The sequence below is a fragment of the Mucilaginibacter sp. FW306-07-L genome (genome assembly GCF_058782065.1).
Genome location: NZ_JBYSXI010000002.1, coordinates 923,664 through 942,174 on the forward strand (window position 1 = coordinate 923,664; position 18,511 = coordinate 942,174).

Genomic DNA, 18,511 nt, shown 5'->3' on the forward strand with positions numbered 1-18,511 from the left:
GCTATGAAGATCAGTAAAACCCTTACCATCGTATTATTTGCCGCTACCTGCCTTTATGCCTGCCGGCAGGATAAAAAGGCATCTGCCAAAAAAACCAATGATGCTGACATTGTGCATCAAAATGAAGATAAATTAACGCAACTGATTATTTACGATGTATTTACGCCACCCGTAGCCAGTCGAATTTACGCTTATGCCTCGTTAGCCTCGTACGAAGCCATACGCTTTGAGCAGCCCGATTACCTGTCGCTAACAGCGCAATTACAAGGGTTTGGTAAGATGCCTGAACCTGACAAGGGCAAAACTTACAACTTTACCCTGGCTGCCACGCAGGCTTTTTTTAGCGTAGCGCGTAAGGTTACATTTTCTGTGGACTCGTTAAAGGCATACGAAGAGGGCTTACATAACCGCTTTAAAAGTACAATGGACGACTCGACCTACGCGCGTTCCGTTGCCTTTGGCGATACCGTGGCTAAGGTGATTATTAAAAGGCTGGTTAAAGATAATTACCTGCAAACCCGTGGCAAACCTAAATTTTTGGGCAGCCAGGCTCCGGGTAAATGGCACCCTACCCCACCCGATTACCTGGACGGTGTAGAATATTGCTGGGGCACCATGCAAACTTTTGTGCTTGATTCATCAGACAGAGTAGGTGTTCCTCCTCCGCCGCCCTATAGTGAGGATAAGAACAGCACTTATTTTAAACAGAACGTAGAGGTATACGAAACCAGCAAAAAGCTGACCGATGAGCAAAAAGATATTGCCCGTTATTGGGACGATAACCCCTTTGTGCTGGAACATGCCGGGCACATGACCTTTGCCAACAAAAAAATAACACCCGGCGGCCATTGGATAGGTATTACCGCCATCGCCTGCAAAAAAAACAAAGCTGATGCCGTTAAAACAGCACAGGCGTACGCGCTAACCTCCATAGGTATGTATGATGCCTTTATTTGCTGCTGGAATACCAAGTACGAAACCAACTATGTACGCCCCGTTACGGTTATTAATGATAAGATAGATGCCGAATGGACTCCGCGCCTGCAAACCCCGCCCTTCCCGGAATATCCGAGCGGGCACAGTACCATTACCCGCGCGGCAGCGGTGATGCTTACGCATTTGTTTGGTGATAACTTTGCCTTTCAGGATACCAGCGATTTGCGCTACATCGGCATGAAACGTGATTTCAAATCATTCGTTCAGGCAGCAGACGAGGCTTCGATCAGTCGTTTTTATGGTGGAATACACTACAGAAACAGTGTTGACCAGGGGGCTATTCAGGGTAAAAAGGTGAGCGAATACATTATCTCAAAACTGAAGCTGAAAAAGTAGAAACCTAACATTTATAAGCAAAAAACTCCCTTACCGCATGGCAAGGGAGTTTTTTTATTTATCGGGATAATCTAATTATCCTAAGAACGGATAACGGTAATCCTTTGGCGAATCAAATGTTTCCTTAATAGTACGCGGAGATACCCAGCGCAGCAGGTTGATCATTGAACCGGCCTTATCATTGGTACCTGAACCGCGGGCACCGCCAAATGGCTGCTGGCCAACTACGGCACCGGTTGGTTTATCGTTAATATAAAAGTTACCGGCAGCGTTACGCAGGCGCTGTGTTGCCCGTGCAATGGCATACCTGTCTTGCGATATGATAGAACCTGTAAGCGCGTAAATGGATGTCTTGTCGAGGATATCCATAGTTTCCTCAAACTGATCGTCCTCATACACATAAACGGTAAGCACCGGGCCGAATAACTCCTCGCACATGGTTACATAATGCGGATCGTTAACACGGATCACGGTAGGCTCAACAAACCAGCCTTTTGATTTATCATGACCGCCACCGGCAATCAGCTCAACACCTTCGTCGGCCTTAGCGGCATCAATGTATTTAGCCAGTTTATCAAATGATGCCTCGGTGATTACCGCGTTCACAAAGTTGCTAAAATCTTCAACCGGGCCAACTTTTATGGAGGCCAGGTCGCGCTGCACGTTTTCTTTAACGGCAGGCCATAATGAAGCAGGAATGTAGGCGCGTGAAGCGGCTGAACATTTTTGTCCCTGATATTCAAAAGCGCCACGTACTAAGGCGGTGCTAACCACCTCGGCATTAGCGCTTGGGTGGGCAAGCACAAAATCCTTACCGCCGGTTTCGCCAACTATGCGCGGGTAAGTTTTGTATTTATGGATATTGGTACCAATTGTTTGCCAGATATTCTGGAACACGCCGGTTGAACCGGTAAAGTGTATACCCGCGAAATCAGGGTGGTTAAAGATCACCTCACCGGCAACGGGGCCATCAACATAAATCAGGTTAACAACACCGGCAGGCAGGCCTGCTTCAATGAATATCTGCATGATAACGTTGGCCGCGAAGATCTGCGGATAGGCAGGTTTCCAAACCACTACGTTACCCATCATGGCGGCACTGGCAGGCAGGTTACCGGCAATGGCGGTAAAGTTAAACGGCGTTAAGGCGAACACAAACCCTTCCAGCGGGCGCTGCTCTACCCTGTTCCAGATACCTTTAGGCGATACCGGGGGCTGCTGGCTGTAGATCTCCGTCATGTACTCTACGTTGAAGCGCAAAAAGTCGGCAAACTCGCAGGCGGCATCGATCTCCGCCTGGTAAGCATTTTTTGACTGGCCCAGCATGGTAGCCGCGTTTATTTTAGCACGGTACGGACCGGAGATCAGATCGGCGGCTTTCAGAAATATGGCGGCACGCTGCTCCCATGCCAGGTCTTCCCAATCGGCTTTTGCGGCCAGGGCGGCATCAATAGCTGCGGTTACATGGCTCGCGTCACCTTCGTGAAACGTGGCCAGCAGGTGCTGATGATCATGCGGCGGGCGCAGTTCAAGGGTTTTGCCGGTGCGTACCTCTTCGGCACCAATGTACATGGGTATGTCGGCCACAACAGCGCGTGCCTCTTTAAGCGCGGCTTCTAACGAAGCACGCTCAGCACTGCCAGGAGCGTAATTTAATACAGGCTCGTTCTGCGGCTTAGGGACGTTGAAAAATCCTTTAAGCATAATTTTATGTGAGTCAAATTAATATGGCTGCAAAGATACGGGTAAATGTGCAGATGTGGTAACGGCGGATGTTGACGAGATGTAAATAATTTCACAAGTGAATCCTATAATATTTTTGTATCTTGTAAGTGACTTAATTTGAAGCTTAATCTTGAACATCCACATACCTAATAGTGCATTTTTAGGAAACATTGAATCTTTTACGAGTAAGTTTAATCCTTTAAACACTTCGGTGTTAAATGTCACCTCCAATCAAAAATGGATATCAATTCACCCTATGGTTATTTCCATGATCGTAGCTTTAGCTAAAGAGATGGAAATAACTGGTGGATTTGTTAATTGTGAAGATTTTTCAGCCAAATCAAGACCTTATTTACTAAGGATGGGATTAATAGATCATCTTAAACCACATCATGGTTTACAAATTAATGAGCATGAATCTTCAGGAAGGTTTATCCCAGCAAGGCAAATAAAGACATCTGATGAATTGAATCAGTTTATAATTGATATGGTGCCTCTTTTACATACAACACCAGAGCAAGCATTTCCAATCAAATATGTTATAAGTGAATTAGTTCGAAATGTACTTGAACATTCAGAATCAGAAATTGGTGCTATTGTTTCAGCTCAATATTTTAAAAAATCAAATCGCATTTCTATTGGCGTTGCGGACAGAGGAATCGGCATCAAGGCATCTATGAATAAATCCTACTCAACGAAAAATGATAAAGAGGCAGTAGATTTGGCTTTAAGACCCGGAATAACCGGAACTACAAATAAAGTGGGCGGCACTGAATTTAATGCTGGTGCCGGCCTTTTCTTCACTAAAAGTATAGCAAAGGTAAGCAGGGATTTGTTTTTACTATACAGTGGAAATTCATTTTTCAAGTTATATAAAACACCGCCTAACGAGTATGTCAATTTATTTCCTGATCCAGCTTTTGATAGAGCCACTTTTAGATCAAATGTTGCTCAATGGAATGGAACAGCAGTAGGAATTGATATATCACTTGACATGAATCAAGATTTCGAGAAGCTATTAGAAATGATTAGAAGCGCTTACCATTTGAATATAAAACAAAAAAACAAGAGCAAATACAAAAAGCCAAAATTTGTATGAAAAACATTTTCATCTATCAATATACCAACGACTTTGCAGAGAATAAAGATATTGCAAGAGATTTAAGAATTAATCAAATTCAACCAGAACTTGACAAAAATGGTAGAATCAAAATTGATTTTGATAAAGTAGGTTCTGCAACACAATCTTTTGTTCATGCATTAATAAGTGAAGTAATAAGAAACTACGGTATTCAAATCTTAGATAATATTCATTTTGAAAATTGTAACTCAAGGGTTCAAAAAATAATTGAGATTGTTGTGGAATATGTCCAAGACGGAATTTTTGATAATGACGACAACAATTAACCATCACTCAATTGTTAAAAACGTTAAATAACAAACCAATATGGCTTAAACAGGTTATATTTAGCAGGTAACTACTTATAACTATGAAACTGCAATACCTTGCCCTTACCCTATTATTATCGGTTGCCGCCGTGGCCGCAAACGCGCAAAGCAAATTAAAAGGCACCGTTTACGAGGGCAGCAGCAGCACCCGCCTTGCTGATGTGTTTGTGCACGACCTCACCAACAAGCAAATGACGCTTACCGACAAGAACGGTAATTTTGAAATATCAGCGGCATCAGGCCACCTGGTGGTTTTCAGCGCCCCTACTTACGCGCCGGATACGGTTTACGTAACCGATATGGCTAACAAAAAGATCAGGCTTAGTCCGCAAGGCATCCGCCTGAGCACGGTAAATATTTCCGGCACCCGCAAGGCGTTTGACCCGCAGGCCGAATATCCTGAGGTTTACGAAAAAAGCAAGGTATACCCGCTGTCGCCATCAAGCTGGTTTAGCCGCGAAGGCCGCAATGCACGCCGCCTTAAAAAATACTTTAAACGTGAGGTGCAGGAACGCGAGATAGATCAGGCCTTTAATGCCAGAACAGTTACCAGCGTAATACCCCTTAAAGGTGAAGACCTGGAAAACTTTATGACGCTATACCGCCCTAAGTATGAAGATATAAAAAGCGGCGATCAGCAATCGCTTACCATCTATATAAACGATTCGTACAAAAAATATAAGGCCCTGCCACCAGACAAACGCCGCCCGCAACGGCTGGAACAATAAGTTTGTCTGAATAGCTTACATAGGCAATAAATACTAAGCATTGGTATAACGTTTTACCTGTAATTCAATGTCATACTTCAGTATTTTATAATACTTATTGTAGCCCGCACACTATGAAGTAACCCCTAAATGTTGCACATTTGCGCTTTCCTTAAAGTAACAAATGGACTACTTCATCATAGATTTTGACAGCACCTTTACCCAGGTGGAAGCCCTTGACGAACTTGCCCGCATCTCGCTGAAAACGCATCCGGATAGGGAAAGCATTTACGAGCAGATCGAGGGATTGACCAACCTGGCCATGGAAGGCAAGCTATCCTTCAGCGAGAGTTTGCAGCGCCGTGTACAGTTATTGCAAGCTAATCGGGATCATCTTAAACTGCTGGTAAGCCATCTTAAAAAGAAGGTGTCGCGCTCATTCTCGCGTAATACGGCGTTCTTTAAAAATCATTCGGATGGTGTGCTGATCGTGTCCGGCGGATTTAAGGAGTTTATTACGCCGGTGGTTACCGAGTATCATATCAAAAAGGAAAATATTTACGCCAATACCTTCGTGTTTGATGACGAGGGCAACATTATTGGTTATGACAGGGAAAACCCTCTATCCAAAGAAGGCGGCAAGGTAATATTGCTTAAACAGCTTAACCTGCCCGGCGATATTTTTGGCATTGGCGATGGTTATTCTGATTTCCAGCTTAAGGAATCGGGACTGATCAAAAAATTCTTCGCTTTTACGGAGAACATCGAACGTAAATCAGTAGCTGAAAAAGCCGACCACATAACGCCAAGCTTTGATGAGTTTTTGTACATTAATAAGCTGCCGCGTGCCATATCCTACCCTAAAAACCGCATAAAATGCCTGGTGGTGGGCAATGTTGATGAAGAGGCTTTAGCCCAACTGAAAAGAGAAGGCTACAACATCCGGCATAAGGATACTATTGAGGAGAGCTACCTGCACGAGGCCGGGGTACTGCTATGTAGTGAAACTACGCAACCCACGCCTGAACAGTTACAAAACGCCGGCCGCTTAAAGGTGATCGGTATATTTGGAAAGGTACAAAGCCGCAAATTGGCCGAGGCAGCCTGCGAAAACGGCATCATTATATTTGACGACCCGAAGCATAACCCGCGCAATGATGACTTTATCCCGAAAAGGGTGATCGCTTTTATGAATGAGGGTAAAACGCATACCAGTTGCAACTTTCCTGATCTGCAGCCGCCGCGTGTAAACAATGCACACAGGCTGATACACATCCACAAAAACGTACCTGGTATTTTGGCTAAAATAAATGATGTATTCGCCCGCCACAACATCAACATTGTTGGCGAATTTTTGGTAACCAATGCACAGATAGGCTACGTTATTACTGATGTAAATACCGGCTATGATCCGCTGGTATTAAATGAGCTGAAAGCGATTGAGCAAACAATAAAATTCAGGTTGCTTTATTAGGTGTCATTGGGCATTAGTCAATTGTCATTAGGAATTAGGTCTCGGGAAATAGTTATTAGTGATTACTAAATACAAATGAAACAAAATGACTAATGACAGCGCAGCAAATGACCGATACCAGCGCAGCGAAATGACTAATCCACTTCCTCAAACGGCACTACCAGCACGGGTACAGTAGCCCGGCGGACGATACCTTCGGTTACATCGCCCATCAGCAGGCGGTCGAGGCCTGAGCGTTTATGGGTACCGACTACGATCAGGTCAGCGTGAAATTCTTTGGCGCATTGCAGTATGCCGTCGGCAGTTGAGCCGTACTCGCTAAAGTAGGTTACCTGCAAACCCGAAGCCATTTCGTCCACCGTACGCTGAATAAGTTTTTCAGAATTGTCAGACTGCGAGGTAATCAGGTCGATCTCCTCCGGACCGCCAACATTTGCCAGAGGTATTCCCAGCAAATTGTCCGACGTGTCCATCGGCGTAACTACAGGCTCAATAATATTTACCACACCTACGGCAGCATCAAACTTTCGGGCTATATCAAAACCATATTGCGCCGCGTGCCGGGCATATTTACTGTCGTCAATTCCGATGATTATTTTTTTGATCTGCATGGCTTTTTAAGGTTGTTAATTTTGATAACAACCAATTACAACAAAAGTGTTTATTGATACCGCAAATTATTCAGCAGCCGTTTTAGTTCCGGCTTGTTTTTGAGCACCGTATATACCCGTTGGCCCGCTAAAGTAATAAGCCACAAAACAGGCCACGGCAAACAGCAGGGCATGTTCGTTGCCAAATAGTTCGATACCCATAATGGTACAGGCCAGCGGCGTATTGGTAGCCCCCGCAAAAACAGCGATAAAGCCAAGCGCGGCAAACAGGCTAACCGGCGCATCAAGCAGGGAAGCCAGGGTATTGCCCAGTGTAGCACCGATGTAAAATAACGGTGTAACCTCGCCGCCCTTAAAGCCGGTGCCCAGCGTGATGCAGGTATAGATCAGTTTCCAAAGCCAGCTTAACGCATCGGCACCGCTCTGGTGAAAGGCTGATACAATAGTCACCGCGCCCGGGTATTCGGCATCGACACCTAAACTCAGATAATCGGGCTTGCCCAAAAGCAGCGTCAGCGCAATAATGATCGCGCCGCCACAGGCCGGTATCAGCCAGCTTTTTTTTATGCCTTTTACAGCGATGGTTTTAACCTGATGTACAGTGAATGAAAATAAATAGGCCACCAGCCCAAAACAAACCGCAGCCAGCACCACCTTGAGCAACAGCAGCAAATTAAGATGGATATTATGCCCGTAAAATTGCTGACTCATAGCTACCACATCTATATGATATTGGGTATGATGCAATCCCCAGGCTGATACGGTGAGATCGCCAAAGATGCCGGCTATTAAGCAGGGCAACAAAGCATTGTACCTGATGCGGCCAATGGCAAGCACCTCCAGCGCGAAAACCGCACCTGTTAAAGGTGTACCAAATACCGCCCCAAAACCGGCGGCAATGCCGGTGGTGAGGATCACTTGTTTATCCGCAACGTTCAACTTAAACCAATCCGCGAACAGATCGGCTATACTGCCCCCAATCTGTACAGCTGTGCCCTCGCGCCCGGCAGAGCCGCCGAACAGGTGGGTGATTACCGTGGTGAGCAAAATAAGCGGTGCCATGCGCTTAGGCACTCCGGCACCCGGCTCATGTATCTCATCAATAACCAGGTTGTTGCCGCGCTCGGCCGATGCGCCGTATAGTTTATATAAAAAATGAATGCCCACACCGGCAAACGGCAGTATGTACAGCAGCCAGGTATGCGCAAAGCGGTAATGTGTGGCCCAGTTTAACAGCCACAAAAACAAAGCGACCATAGAGCCTATCGCCACCGAAACCGGTATGGTGATCAGCGACCAGCGCAATACATATTTAAAAGTTGAAAGGTGTCCGGAGAAAAGATTTTTAAACATAGCCTACTTGCAAATAAATGAATAAAACTTATTTGTTGGTAGGCGTCATCAGCTTTTTAAAGCGGTTCAAATAGGCAGAACACCATTGCCTTTGTTGTATAGTACAAATATGGCGGAAAATTCGTTAATCTGCAATGGCTTATCACTTAGTTAATTTTATAGGCCGGGCTATTACATTTAACCATTATTAACGTTATATAATTATCATCGTTAAATAGAACAGTATATGCAGGTAAAAAGCATTATTCACATTATTATGATTACGGTTGCGCTATCGTTTTTAGTTAATACGATGGCATCGGCACAACAAATGGTCAGGCTTGCCAAAATAAAGGTAGACCCGATGCAGTTAGAAAAATACAACGCCGCGTTAAAGGAGCAAATGGCCACCGCGGTAAAGTTAGAACCGGGCGTACTTACTTATTATGCCGTTGCGGATAAGAAGTCTGCATCAAATATTACAATACTTGAAGTATATGCCGACACCGCCGCCTACAAATTACATATTGAAACGCCGCATTTTAAAAAGTACAAAAAAACGGTTGAACACATGGTTCAATCGTTGGAACTGGTGGACGTAAATGTTATTGGTGTGGCTAAAAAACCGGAATTATAATATCAGAAATGGTTATCAATACATGGAGTATAGGTAACCTGCATACTTTTTATAATTTTGGGCTATGATCTCTCCCGAAATAGAAAAGCGGCTTGCCCTGCTTCAGGAAAAATATGAAGCTATGGGCCAGGACATGACCTCCTACCTTGACGGCCTGCTGTATGCTGACTTTTTAACTTATTGGGATTATATTCACCTGGATACGCTGCTCAGTCTGCAAAGCCCTAAAACGCCCTTTCCGGATGAGGAGATCTTTATCATGTACCACCAGATCACGGAGCTGTATTTCAAACTCTCGTTACATGAGTGCAGGCAGATCAGCGAGAAGGGTGCTGAGCTAACTGCCGAGTTTTTTACCGCGAGGCTAAGGCGAATTAACAATTACTTTGAGGCGCTAACCCATTCATTCATTATTATGGTTGATGGCATGGAAAAGGAGCAATTCCTGAAATTCAGGATGTCATTGCTGCCGGCCAGTGGCTTTCAGTCGGGCCAGTACCGCATGATCGAGATCTACGCCACCAATTTTATCAACCTGGTAGCTACGGACAAGCGCGACGAATTGGCTCATGCACCATTTGAAGAGCAGTTTGAGCACATTTACTGGCGCTTCGGCGCTACCGAACTGGCCACCGGCAAAAAAACACTCACGCTGAAACAGTTTGAAAAAAAGTACGCCAAAACCTTCATCGAACTGGCACAAAACACCGCCAAATCCAATTTTTATACCCTTGCCCTGCAACTGCAGCAACAAGGCCAATTAACGGAAGCCCTGACGCACGAGTTGCGCCGTTTTGATGTAAATGTGAACATCAACTGGCCTTTATCGCACTATAAATCTGCCGTGCGTTACCTGCACCGCGAGCCCGAGGAGATCAGTGCTACGGGCGGCACCAACTGGCAAAAATACCTGCCTCCGCGTTTCCAGAAACGCATCTTCTTCCCCACGATGTGGACGGAAGAAGAAATGGACAATTGGGGCAAAGCCTGGGTGGAGCATGCTTTGAGGGGCGAGTAAATGTTGTAATTTTATTTTTATGAGTGATATTAATATTAGCCTAATAAAAATAGAAGGCAAACCGATTGAAAAATTAATAGAAACTATCAGTTCAGCTATTGGAGTGATCTATAATCCTTCAAGAATACGCAGAGATGCCGAGGCAGAAAGTAACAGAATAATTGCTGTTGCTAAAGCTAAGGCTTCAGAAATGCTAATTCTTAATGATGCTGAAAACGAATTATTACAAAGAGCAAGTAAGAGATTCATAAATCAAGAAATAAATCATCAAAAAAACATTGAAAGCATCGCAGATATTTCTGTTAAACATCTAAATGAAGATGTATCTGACACTCCGGTATCGGAAGATTGGAAACAATTTTTTTTCAATAAAGCAAAAAGCATCTCCCACGAAGGGCTTCAAGATTTTTGGGCTAAATTATTAGCTCAAGAAGTAAATTATTCCGGTTCTGTAAGTATTGAAGCATTAGATTTACTTTCAAGATTAAGTCCCAATGAAGCCAAACTATTTGAGCGCACTTGTAAATATTTGTTTAACAACAATTATATTATAGCCTATGGATCTTCTTTATATTTTGATAATATTGGAATTGGATATGCCAGTGTTATTGAATTACAAGACCTAGGAATATTACATGGCGTTATGAAAAATATTACTTTATTTCATAACGCACCTAGTGAAAGTTATTTATACTTCAATAATTTCTTTTATAGAATCAATACTAAAAAGCCCTTTGAAATACCTGCATATATACTTACAAACAGGGCAAGACTTTTATGCGAATCATTAAGGATTCCGTCTGACACTCAATACGTTGATTTAGTCATGAGCAAATTGATTGAAGATGACATCATTGAATTATAATCTAACTAGAAATTCTCTAAATTAAAACAAGCGATAATAATTACATAATTCATAACTTGCATACCGGAATAAATTTTTACAGCCATGACTGAGACTTTGGATATACAGATCACCAAAACAACGCAGCCGCGTTTGCAGGAAACTGATTTTGACAACCTGCCCTTCGGAAAAACATTTTCTGACCACATGCTGATGGTGGATTATGCCGATGGCGAATGGAAGAATTTTCAGATTGTGCCTTACGGTGAAATTTCACTGAGTCCGGCAATTTCAGCTTTGCATTACGGCCAGGCTTTTTTTGAGGGCATTAAGGCTTATAAGCATGAGGATGGCAAGGTAGTTATCTTCCGTCCGGATAAAAATGCGGAACGTTTTAACCGTTCGGCTGAGCGCCTTTGTATGCCAACTATCCCTGAGGATGTTTTTGTACAAAGCATTGCCGCCCTGGTTGATATTGACCGCGGCTGGATCCCTACCATGGCTAACCACGCGCTATATATCCGTCCGTTCATGTTCGCTACCGACCCTTACCTGGGCGTACAGGCATCAACAACATATAAATACATGGTGCTTACCGGCCCGGTTGGCCCGTACTTTTCAAAACCGTTGAGGGTTAAAATAGAATCGCACTACACACGTGCCGCGCAAGGCGGTATGGGCTTTGCCAAAGCTGCCGGCAACTATGCCAGTTCCATGATGCCTGCTAAAAAAGCGGTTGAAGAAGGTTTTGACCAGATCATCTGGACTGATGGCAGCAACCACGAGTTTATTGAAGAAATGGGCGCGGCCAATGCCATGTTTATTTTAGATGGCAAACTGGTAACCCCAAGCACCGGCGATACCATATTAAAAGGTGTTACGCGTGATACCGTTATCAAACTGGCGCAAGCCTGGGGCATCCCGGTTGAGGAGCGTAAAGTAGTCGTTGCCGAGATTATCGAGGGCGCTAAAAACGGTTCACTTACTGATGCCTTTGGTGCCGGTACTGCCGCTACCATAGCTCCGGTTGGCTCGATCAACTACAATGGCGAGGAGTTTACACTGAGCGATCCGTTGACCCGCGAATTCTCTCAAAAAGTATTGAAAACACTGGATGATATCCGCTACGGCCGTGCCGAAGATACTTATGGCTGGAACTATGTAGTTTAAAAATCATCAAAACGCATAAAAACAAAAGCCCTGAACAATGTTGTTCAGGGCTTTTGTTTTGTATATCTCTCTTATATTATTATTCAACGGTAACAGACAGTCCCTCCTGCTGTAATATTTTACGGTAGATCTCCATCTCGGTAAACGAGCCCTCCAACACAGCGCATTTACCTTCGTTATGCACTTTGGCGGCTATCTTTTCGGCCTGGGGTTCAGAGTAGTCGAGGTACTTCATCATACAGTAAATCACGTGCTCAAAGGTATTCACGTCATCATTCCACAAAATAAGGCGGTGTACCTCTTTAATTCCGGCCAGTAACTCCTCAAGCGTAAATGTTTGTTCCTGTACTTCTGTTGGCATAGTGGGCGCAAATTTACTTAAAAATTGGCAAACCGTATGCCTTATTGCACTTTATAGCGATATACCTGCCTGCCTATGTGGCCTGCATCGTCAATACCTTCAACCACCACACGGTAAGTGCCCTTGCCGTCGGCATTAAAATAACTTACCTCGGTTTGCTTTTTGCCATCGCAATAAATATTAGGGTTCCAGTAAATGGTACTGCGCATATCAACCATTTTTTCATTGGCGACAGGCCCGTCATATTTTGGCGAGTAAAAGGTGCGCGATACATAATAGCCCAGCGGTGTGTACATCACCACACCCGGCGGGTTACCTACGTATGATGATTTTATACCGCCATCGCCACGCTTGGTGGTGATGATGATAACACCGTTAGCACCCTGAAAGCCATATATGGCAGATTTTCCGCCCGAACGCAAAACCTCTACCGTTTCCACATCAAAAGGTGTCATATTACGCAAAGCGTCATCTCCCTGGGCCATGCCATCAATCAGCACCGTCATCTGCCCGCCGCCACGGGTGGTATAAGGTATACCATCCCTGAACATTACGCCAACCAACCTTCCTTGCAGGCATTGTTCAAGCGTTGAGCAGGCCTGGAGATCCTTAGCGGTTATCACCTGGTCGGCATTACCGGCACCATTCAGGTTAGATGAATGCTTAACTACCGGTTCTCTGCGCGAGGTTATTTTCACTTCGTTCAGCAAATTATTGCGGGTTGCTATACCATACTTAACCTTTTCATTAAAATAAGCGGTGCTCTGGCGCAGGTAGCCCATCATATCGCCATCAATATTAACTGTAATATCTCCCCTGTTTTTGTTAATAGTGACCTTTTGCCTCGGATCTTCATCCAACTTTACATCAACATAACGCTTGCCTTTGGGGGTAGTGGCCTGCACCATAAATTTGAGGCTGTCGGTAAATACCAGTCCCTTAAATATAAAATGGCCGTTGGCATCAGCCACTGTATCTATCATAAAAGGGCGGCTGCCTGCAGTATTATTAAACAACATAATTTTGGCACCTGCTACCGGTTTTTTGCTTTGGGTAACTGTACCGGCAATATCAATGGTTTGCTCCGGTTTGTAAATCAACGGGCCCATATTGTCTGCCAGTAATTTTTTCCACTCAAAACGGCTATACCCCTGGGTGAGCATCAGCAGGTCGAGGTCAGCACGGTTTTTATCGCTAACATCATGAAAGTAGTAGTTAGGCTTTTCAACATATCCTTTCAGGTCGGATGTTAACAGGATATTGGCGAATATGGTATTCTCCTCATCTTCATCAACCTTAACCTTTGATTCATCAATAACCGACATGGACAGGTTGCTTACACCCGCGCTATCAGCAGAAAAACGGCCATCGATGTTAAAGCTTACCTTTTCGCGTGTGGCATAGTCCTGTTTTGAGGGAGTAAGTTTTATCTTCAGATCGTCTGCCTTTTGAATAAATGCCAAACGCTCGTTAAGCGGTTCGCCCGTGCCTGAAAATAAGGTGAAATGAACGATGCCTGATGTAAGCCTTGTTTTAGGGATAACGGCTGTAAACGCGGTATCGGCACCTTTGGGTTTAGCGGCATAGCGCACCTTACCGCCCTCCTGTGCAATCAGGATCAGATCCTGCGCGGCAGTACCGGTTGAAGTTATTTTAAATACCAATACCGCCGGGTTGCTGTTATTAATACTCATTACATAGCCCGTTGGGCGTGCGGCAGGTAAACTTACCTCGCGCGTTGAGCCATCAGCAAATGTTAATGCGGCTTTGTAGGTTTTACCCGTAGCAGGGGTGAAGGTGAACGCGCCCATACCCAAATGCTCGGTAGCAAATGAGGCAACGGTATTACCCTGGGCATCTTTCACCGCACCCTTTGCCTCCTTGCCCAAACCATCGGCACCGGTCGCTTTAAAAGCCACTTTAGAGGCAAGGCCGTTTACAAGGTAACCACTCTCCGGAAAAAACTGAACATCAACCGAACCCGAAACAGCTTTAAGCGGAATGCTTTTACTGATCTTCTCTTTATTATCAACACTGATGGTAGTAACCAGGTTACCGCCTTTAAATGTATCTGCAGCCTTTATTTCAAAGCTGATCTTCAGGTTGCCCTCCGCATCGGTAACGCCCTTGCCTTTGGCCATAACCCGCCCGCCGGATTCGGCTCGGTAAGTAACCTCCCGGTCTGCATAGGGGCTGCCATCAAATTCCCGGTAATTTATGGTAGCACTTACCCGCTGCTGCCCGTTAACCGCGGCAAAGCTGTAAGTAGTATTGGTAAACACTTTGTTTGACATGGCATTGCCGATGGTGATGGTTTTATCAAAAAAATAATCCTCACCGGCATTACGCATCCAGTTGGTGTAAGCCCTTACTCGGTAGCTGCCGCTCTCCAGCAAACTGTCTGACAGTACAAAATCGCCCCAGCCTAAACCGCTGGACAGGGATATCCTTTCACGGCGGCGCACGCTGTCGCGATCGTTAACCAGTTCAACGGTAAGTATACCGCTCAATGCCGAAAGGCGGTGCTCTTCGCCAACAGTTACATAGGCTTTATACCATAGCGTATCGCCAACGGCATAATATGGTTTATCAAAATGAAGGTGCACTTTTTCCTGCGGGCGTTGCGCGAGCCATTTTTCAAGGGTTTCCACAATCTTCGCTATCGGGTCATCAGCAATAACAAAACCTACTGATAGCGTGCACACGGCAAGCAGTGATAAGATAAGCGGTTTAAATTTCATTGGTTTAAATTGTGCGCTTAAATTACACAAAAACCGCATTAACCGCGAGTTAAATCAAAATTGTTGCAATAGCGAATTTATACGGCTTAAAACTTGTTCTTCCACATCATACTTTCAACCGGGCGGGTGGTGGGGTTATTGTACTTGGCGTTGCCTTTTGAGTTGTAAAAGGTTTCAATATCGCCCTCAACCACAAAATAGATCAACTGGCCAATAGGCATACCTGCGTATATTTTTACCGGTTGCGCGCATGATATTTCCAATGTCCAGGTGTTGCAAAAGCCTACATCGCCTTTACCGGCGGTAGCATGTATATCAATACCTAAACGGCCCGTGCTTGATTTACCTTCCAGGAAAGGTACGTGGCGGTGCGTTTCGGTATACTCCATCGTTACACCCAGGTAAAGCGTATTGGGCTGTAACACAAATCCCTCTTTGGGAATTTCAAAATGGGTTATCTCGTTATGCAGTTTGGCATCCAGCACTCTATCCTTGTAAGTGGCTAAATGCTTGCCTAAATGCACATCGTAGGAGTTGGTGCCCAGGCATTCGCGCTTAAAAGGCTCAATAATTATGTGGCCTTTATCAATCTCTTCGAGGATGCGCTTATCAGATAATATCATGACGGGGTGTGTTACCCGGCTAAATTAAAACTAAATAACCAAACAGCAAACTCATTTATGTAACCGGCTAAACCTAACGGGGTTTGGTAATATGCGCATTATGTTGCGGCGACTGGCGGATGGTTTTTTCGCCTAAGGCAACATCATTATCAAGCTGTTGCTTGCAGCAGGCCTCGGTAGCGGCGAGTATGATTAAAAATGATACGGCGGTGCAGATCTTTTTCATATTACTGAATTGTGATAGTGTTCAATAGCTATGACGGAACTTTGCCTGCGGATGTTACACCAGCATCATAATTTTAAAAAGTTTTATGCCTGTTAAATGATAATTATTTGATATAGTTTTGCCTTGCATATTGCACCTTTACATTTATGGCCATAGCTTACAGGCAACGTATTGATGATGACACCGAATTCGCCCTCTGGAAGATTGAGGAAGCGGCAGATGACCTGTACGTTAAGCTGCAGTTAAAAGATGACGAAAAGGCTGTTTTTGATAGCCTTGGCAACAGCAAGCGCCACTTGCACTGGCTGGGCACACGCGTACTGTTACGCACCATGTTAAGCACCGATGAATATATTGACTGTAAGGTTGATGTACATGGCAAACCTTACCTCGTCAACCATCCCTACTACATATCGTTAAGCCACTCGTTTGATTATGCTGCCGTAATGATAAGCCGCAAGTACCAGGTGGGTATTGATATTGAGCAGGTAAAGCAAAAGGTAGAGCGCATTGCCCATAAGTTTATGCGCCCGGAGGAGCTTGCTTTTATAAGCGATCACCGTAAAATTGAGGAGCTATATGTTTGCTGGTGCGTTAAGGAGGCGGTATATAAATGCTATGGCCAAAAAACCATTTCGTTTTTAGATAATATTTTGCTGGAGCCGTTCAGTTTTGAAGGGCATGGCGCAGTTAACGCACGGCTTGATAAAGGCAACATACAGATAGATTACAATGTAGGCTACCTGCAATATGAAGATTACATGATAGGCTACGTTATACAGGACGGCGATGAAGAATAAAAAGGTTATTGTACAGGATTGGGGCTTGATCGACTACAAACAGGCCTGGGACAGGCAGGAGGCTCTTTTTGCCGAAACCGTAAACCTTAAAATGGAACTGCGCAACCGCATGGCCGCGGCCGGTGAGCATTACGAGGAAGAAACGCTTACTAATAATTACCTGGTGTTTTGCGAGCATCCGCATGTTTACACGCTGGGCAAAAGCGGCAAGCCGGAACATTTATTGTTGAACGAACAACAGCTTATAGAAAAACAGGCATCATACTACCCTATTAACCGCGGCGGCGATATTACCTACCACGGGCCGGGGCAAATAGTAAGCTACCCGATACTTGATCTGGATAATTTTTTTACCGATATACACCTTTACCTGCGTACCCTTGAAGAGGCCGTTATACTTACTATGGCCGATTTTGGCCTGAAAGGCGAACGTTATCCCGGTTATACCGGTGTTTGGCTGGATGCCGATAACGAAAAAGCCCGTAAGATATGCGCTATGGGCGTACGCTGCAGCCGCTGGGTTACCATGCACGGGCTGGCCTTTAACGTAAATACCGACCTGGACTACTTTAAGAACATTGTACCCTGCGGTATTGATGACAAGGCCGTAACCAGCATGCAGCACGAACTTGGCGAACAGGTAGATATTAATAAAGCAAAACAAATCCTTCAGCAGCACATTTCCGTACTTTTTGGTATGGAGATGATATGAGATTATTTATACTTGCCTTTACACTGCTTGGCCTCACCGGGTGCGACAAGCGGGAAACCAATATGGACACCAATATAAACCCTGTTAACACGCCGCCAAAAACGGATACCATTATCCGCAAGAATATTACCTACCTGGCCCTGGGCGACTCGTACACCATTGGCGAGGCGGTTGAGGCCGACAAAAACTTCCCTAACCAATTAACGGCAGTTATGCCAAAGTATGGACTGGGATTTGTAAAACCGCAGATTATAGCCCGAACCGGCTGGACTACGGATGAACTCATCAACGCCATTGACCAGCAAAAACCCGCGGGTACCTTTGACCTGGTTACATTGCTTATTGGTGTAAACAACCAGTACCGGAGTTACAACATCAACACTTACCGAACCGAATTTAAAGCCTTGCTTGCCACTGCCCTTAAATACGCGGGCAATAACAAAGCACACGTTTTTGTACTTTCGATACCCGATTACAGCGTTACCCCCTTTGCCCAAAACTCCGACAAGCAAAAAATAGCCCGGGAAATAGACCAGTATAACGCCATTAATAAAGCCGAAACGGACGCGATGGGTATTAGTTATGTAGATATTACCCCTATATCCCGCCAGGCTACTGCTAAACCTGAGTTAATAGCCGGTGACGGGCTGCACCCTTCGGCGCAAATGTATGGTGAGTGGGTTAATTTATTTGCAGGTACAGTAGCAGCACGATATAAATAGCAGAGGTTATTATAGGTTGATGCCGGC

General features: G+C 44.8%; 19 protein-coding genes and 1 riboswitch. Of the genes, 12 read left to right on the forward strand and 7 right to left on the reverse strand.

Features of this window, described 5'->3' with window-relative positions; translation table 11 throughout:
* Positions 1-3 precede the first annotated feature (3 nt).
* Entirely contained in the window at positions 4-1,332 is a 1,329-nt protein-coding gene (locus AC3WJC_RS14260; RefSeq protein WP_492399775.1) for a vanadium-dependent haloperoxidase, read from the forward strand.
* A gap of 75 nt (positions 1,333-1,407) precedes the next feature.
* Here the strand turns inward: AC3WJC_RS14260 and pruA are convergent, their stop codons facing one another.
* The gene (gene pruA, locus AC3WJC_RS14265) at positions 1,408-3,036 is read right to left on the reverse strand and encodes an L-glutamate gamma-semialdehyde dehydrogenase (protein ID WP_492399776.1); all 1,629 of its coding nucleotides are present in this window, start codon (positions 3,034-3,036) and stop codon (positions 1,408-1,410) included.
* A gap of 151 nt (positions 3,037-3,187) precedes the next feature.
* On the opposite strand from pruA, the gene AC3WJC_RS14270 reads away from it, so the two are divergent.
* From AC3WJC_RS14270 to AC3WJC_RS14285, 4 genes are all read left to right on the forward strand, one after another.
* Positions 3,188-4,156, forward strand: a complete 969-nt coding sequence (locus tag AC3WJC_RS14270; RefSeq protein WP_492399777.1) for an ATP-binding protein — start codon at positions 3,188-3,190, stop codon at positions 4,154-4,156.
* Positions 4,153-4,464, forward strand: coding sequence for an STAS-like domain-containing protein (locus AC3WJC_RS14275; RefSeq protein ID WP_492399778.1), 312 nt, complete (start codon positions 4,153-4,155; stop codon positions 4,462-4,464). Before AC3WJC_RS14270 ends, AC3WJC_RS14275 begins: the two co-directional genes overlap by 4 nt.
* An 83-nt stretch (positions 4,465-4,547) precedes the next feature.
* Positions 4,548-5,234: a peptidase associated/transthyretin-like domain-containing protein gene (locus AC3WJC_RS14280; protein ID WP_492399779.1), complete on the forward strand. Its 687-nt coding sequence runs from the start codon at positions 4,548-4,550 to the stop codon at positions 5,232-5,234.
* A 163-nt stretch (positions 5,235-5,397) separates the two neighbouring features.
* On the forward strand, positions 5,398-6,687 hold the full coding sequence (locus AC3WJC_RS14285) for an HAD-IB family phosphatase (RefSeq protein WP_492399780.1): 1,290 nt from the start codon (positions 5,398-5,400) through the stop codon (positions 6,685-6,687).
* Positions 6,688-6,821: 134 nt separating this feature from the next.
* Here AC3WJC_RS14285 and AC3WJC_RS14290 read toward each other — a convergent pair whose 3' ends face one another.
* Together AC3WJC_RS14290 and AC3WJC_RS14295 are read right to left on the reverse strand one after the other, a co-directional pair.
* Positions 6,822-7,298, reverse strand: a complete 477-nt coding sequence (locus AC3WJC_RS14290) for a universal stress protein (RefSeq protein ID WP_492399781.1) — start codon at positions 7,296-7,298, stop codon at positions 6,822-6,824.
* A 66-nt stretch (positions 7,299-7,364) separates the two neighbouring features.
* Complete coding sequence (locus AC3WJC_RS14295) at positions 7,365-8,651, reverse strand: voltage-gated chloride channel family protein (protein ID WP_492399782.1); 1,287 nt, start codon at positions 8,649-8,651, stop codon at positions 7,365-7,367.
* Between the two features lie 32 nt (positions 8,652-8,683).
* Positions 8,684-8,750, reverse strand: a riboswitch (Fluoride riboswitch).
* A gap of 127 nt (positions 8,751-8,877) precedes the next feature.
* On the opposite strand from AC3WJC_RS14295, the gene AC3WJC_RS14300 reads away from it, so the two are divergent.
* The 4 genes from AC3WJC_RS14300 (at position 8,878) to AC3WJC_RS14315 (ending at position 12,299) form a co-directional block, all read left to right on the forward strand.
* Positions 8,878-9,267, forward strand: coding sequence for a putative quinol monooxygenase (locus tag AC3WJC_RS14300; protein WP_492399783.1), 390 nt, complete (start codon positions 8,878-8,880; stop codon positions 9,265-9,267).
* 64 nt (positions 9,268-9,331) lie between these two features.
* Positions 9,332-10,285, forward strand: coding sequence for a tryptophan 2,3-dioxygenase family protein (locus tag AC3WJC_RS14305; protein ID WP_492399784.1), 954 nt, complete (start codon positions 9,332-9,334; stop codon positions 10,283-10,285).
* Between the two features lie 19 nt (positions 10,286-10,304).
* Positions 10,305-11,150 carry a DUF2806 domain-containing protein gene (locus AC3WJC_RS14310; RefSeq protein ID WP_492399785.1) on the forward strand — a complete coding sequence of 282 codons (846 nt, stop codon included), beginning with the start codon at positions 10,305-10,307 and terminating at the stop codon, positions 11,148-11,150.
* 84 nt (positions 11,151-11,234) lie between these two features.
* On the forward strand, positions 11,235-12,299 hold the full coding sequence (locus AC3WJC_RS14315) for a branched-chain amino acid aminotransferase (RefSeq protein ID WP_492399786.1): 1,065 nt from the start codon (positions 11,235-11,237) through the stop codon (positions 12,297-12,299).
* A gap of 79 nt (positions 12,300-12,378) precedes the next feature.
* Here the strand turns inward: AC3WJC_RS14315 and AC3WJC_RS14320 are convergent, their stop codons facing one another.
* The 4 genes from AC3WJC_RS14320 to AC3WJC_RS14335 form a co-directional block, all read right to left on the reverse strand.
* Positions 12,379-12,660 (reverse strand): ATP-dependent Clp protease adaptor ClpS, encoded by a 282-nt coding sequence (locus AC3WJC_RS14320; RefSeq protein WP_492399787.1) that lies wholly within the window; start codon positions 12,658-12,660, stop codon positions 12,379-12,381.
* 41 nt (positions 12,661-12,701) lie between these two features.
* Positions 12,702-15,401: a TonB-dependent receptor plug domain-containing protein gene (locus AC3WJC_RS14325; RefSeq protein WP_492399788.1), complete on the reverse strand. Its 2,700-nt coding sequence runs from the start codon at positions 15,399-15,401 to the stop codon at positions 12,702-12,704.
* A gap of 86 nt (positions 15,402-15,487) precedes the next feature.
* Positions 15,488-16,024 carry a dCTP deaminase gene (gene dcd / locus AC3WJC_RS14330; RefSeq protein WP_492399789.1) on the reverse strand — a complete coding sequence of 179 codons (537 nt, stop codon included), beginning with the start codon at positions 16,022-16,024 and terminating at the stop codon, positions 15,488-15,490.
* Between the two features lie 73 nt (positions 16,025-16,097).
* Positions 16,098-16,250, reverse strand: coding sequence for a hypothetical protein (locus AC3WJC_RS14335; RefSeq protein WP_492399790.1), 153 nt, complete (start codon positions 16,248-16,250; stop codon positions 16,098-16,100).
* Positions 16,251-16,396: 146 nt separating this feature from the next.
* Between AC3WJC_RS14335 and AC3WJC_RS14340 the strand changes: the two genes are divergently transcribed.
* From AC3WJC_RS14340 to AC3WJC_RS14350, 3 genes are read left to right on the forward strand one after another with little or no spacing between them, the layout of a single operon-like run.
* On the forward strand, positions 16,397-17,050 hold the full coding sequence (locus AC3WJC_RS14340; RefSeq protein ID WP_492399791.1) for a 4'-phosphopantetheinyl transferase family protein: 654 nt from the start codon (positions 16,397-16,399) through the stop codon (positions 17,048-17,050).
* Positions 17,040-17,762, forward strand: coding sequence for a lipoyl(octanoyl) transferase LipB (gene lipB / locus AC3WJC_RS14345; protein ID WP_492399792.1), 723 nt, complete (start codon positions 17,040-17,042; stop codon positions 17,760-17,762). Before AC3WJC_RS14340 ends, lipB begins: the two co-directional genes overlap by 11 nt.
* The gene (locus AC3WJC_RS14350) at positions 17,759-18,484 is read left to right on the forward strand and encodes an SGNH/GDSL hydrolase family protein (RefSeq protein WP_492399793.1); all 726 of its coding nucleotides are present in this window, start codon (positions 17,759-17,761) and stop codon (positions 18,482-18,484) included. Before lipB ends, AC3WJC_RS14350 begins: the two co-directional genes overlap by 4 nt.
* Positions 18,485-18,511: the final 27 nt, after the last annotated feature.

Bases quoted from the DNA above. Each gene is read 5' to 3' on its own strand.
- AC3WJC_RS14275 (WP_492399778.1), top strand. From the start codon at position 4,153: ATGAAAAACATTTTCATCTATCAATATACCAACGACTTTGCAGAGAAT.
- AC3WJC_RS14315 (WP_492399786.1), top strand. From the start codon at position 11,235: ATGACTGAGACTTTGGATATACAGATCACCAAAACAACGCAGCCGCGT.
- AC3WJC_RS14340 (WP_492399791.1), top strand. From the start codon at position 16,397: ATGGCCATAGCTTACAGGCAACGTATTGATGATGACACCGAATTCGCC.
- AC3WJC_RS14300 (WP_492399783.1), top strand. From the start codon at position 8,878: ATGCAGGTAAAAAGCATTATTCACATTATTATGATTACGGTTGCGCTA.
- AC3WJC_RS14350 (WP_492399793.1), top strand. From the start codon at position 17,759: ATGAGATTATTTATACTTGCCTTTACACTGCTTGGCCTCACCGGGTGC.
- AC3WJC_RS14280 (WP_492399779.1), top strand. From the start codon at position 4,548: ATGAAACTGCAATACCTTGCCCTTACCCTATTATTATCGGTTGCCGCC.
- pruA (WP_492399776.1), bottom strand. From the start codon at position 3,036: ATGCTTAAAGGATTTTTCAACGTCCCTAAGCCGCAGAACGAGCCTGTA.
- AC3WJC_RS14320 (WP_492399787.1), bottom strand. From the start codon at position 12,660: ATGCCAACAGAAGTACAGGAACAAACATTTACGCTTGAGGAGTTACTG.
- AC3WJC_RS14305 (WP_492399784.1), top strand. From the start codon at position 9,332: ATGATCTCTCCCGAAATAGAAAAGCGGCTTGCCCTGCTTCAGGAAAAA.
- AC3WJC_RS14260 (WP_492399775.1), top strand. From the start codon at position 4: ATGAAGATCAGTAAAACCCTTACCATCGTATTATTTGCCGCTACCTGC.
- AC3WJC_RS14310 (WP_492399785.1), top strand. From the start codon at position 10,305: ATGAGTGATATTAATATTAGCCTAATAAAAATAGAAGGCAAACCGATT.
- AC3WJC_RS14335 (WP_492399790.1), bottom strand. From the start codon at position 16,250: ATGAAAAAGATCTGCACCGCCGTATCATTTTTAATCATACTCGCCGCT.
- AC3WJC_RS14290 (WP_492399781.1), bottom strand. From the start codon at position 7,298: ATGCAGATCAAAAAAATAATCATCGGAATTGACGACAGTAAATATGCC.
- AC3WJC_RS14325 (WP_492399788.1), bottom strand. From the start codon at position 15,401: ATGAAATTTAAACCGCTTATCTTATCACTGCTTGCCGTGTGCACGCTA.
- AC3WJC_RS14295 (WP_492399782.1), bottom strand. From the start codon at position 8,651: ATGTTTAAAAATCTTTTCTCCGGACACCTTTCAACTTTTAAATATGTA.
- lipB (WP_492399792.1), top strand. From the start codon at position 17,040: ATGAAGAATAAAAAGGTTATTGTACAGGATTGGGGCTTGATCGACTAC.
- AC3WJC_RS14285 (WP_492399780.1), top strand. From the start codon at position 5,398: ATGGACTACTTCATCATAGATTTTGACAGCACCTTTACCCAGGTGGAA.
- dcd (WP_492399789.1), bottom strand. From the start codon at position 16,024: ATGATATTATCTGATAAGCGCATCCTCGAAGAGATTGATAAAGGCCAC.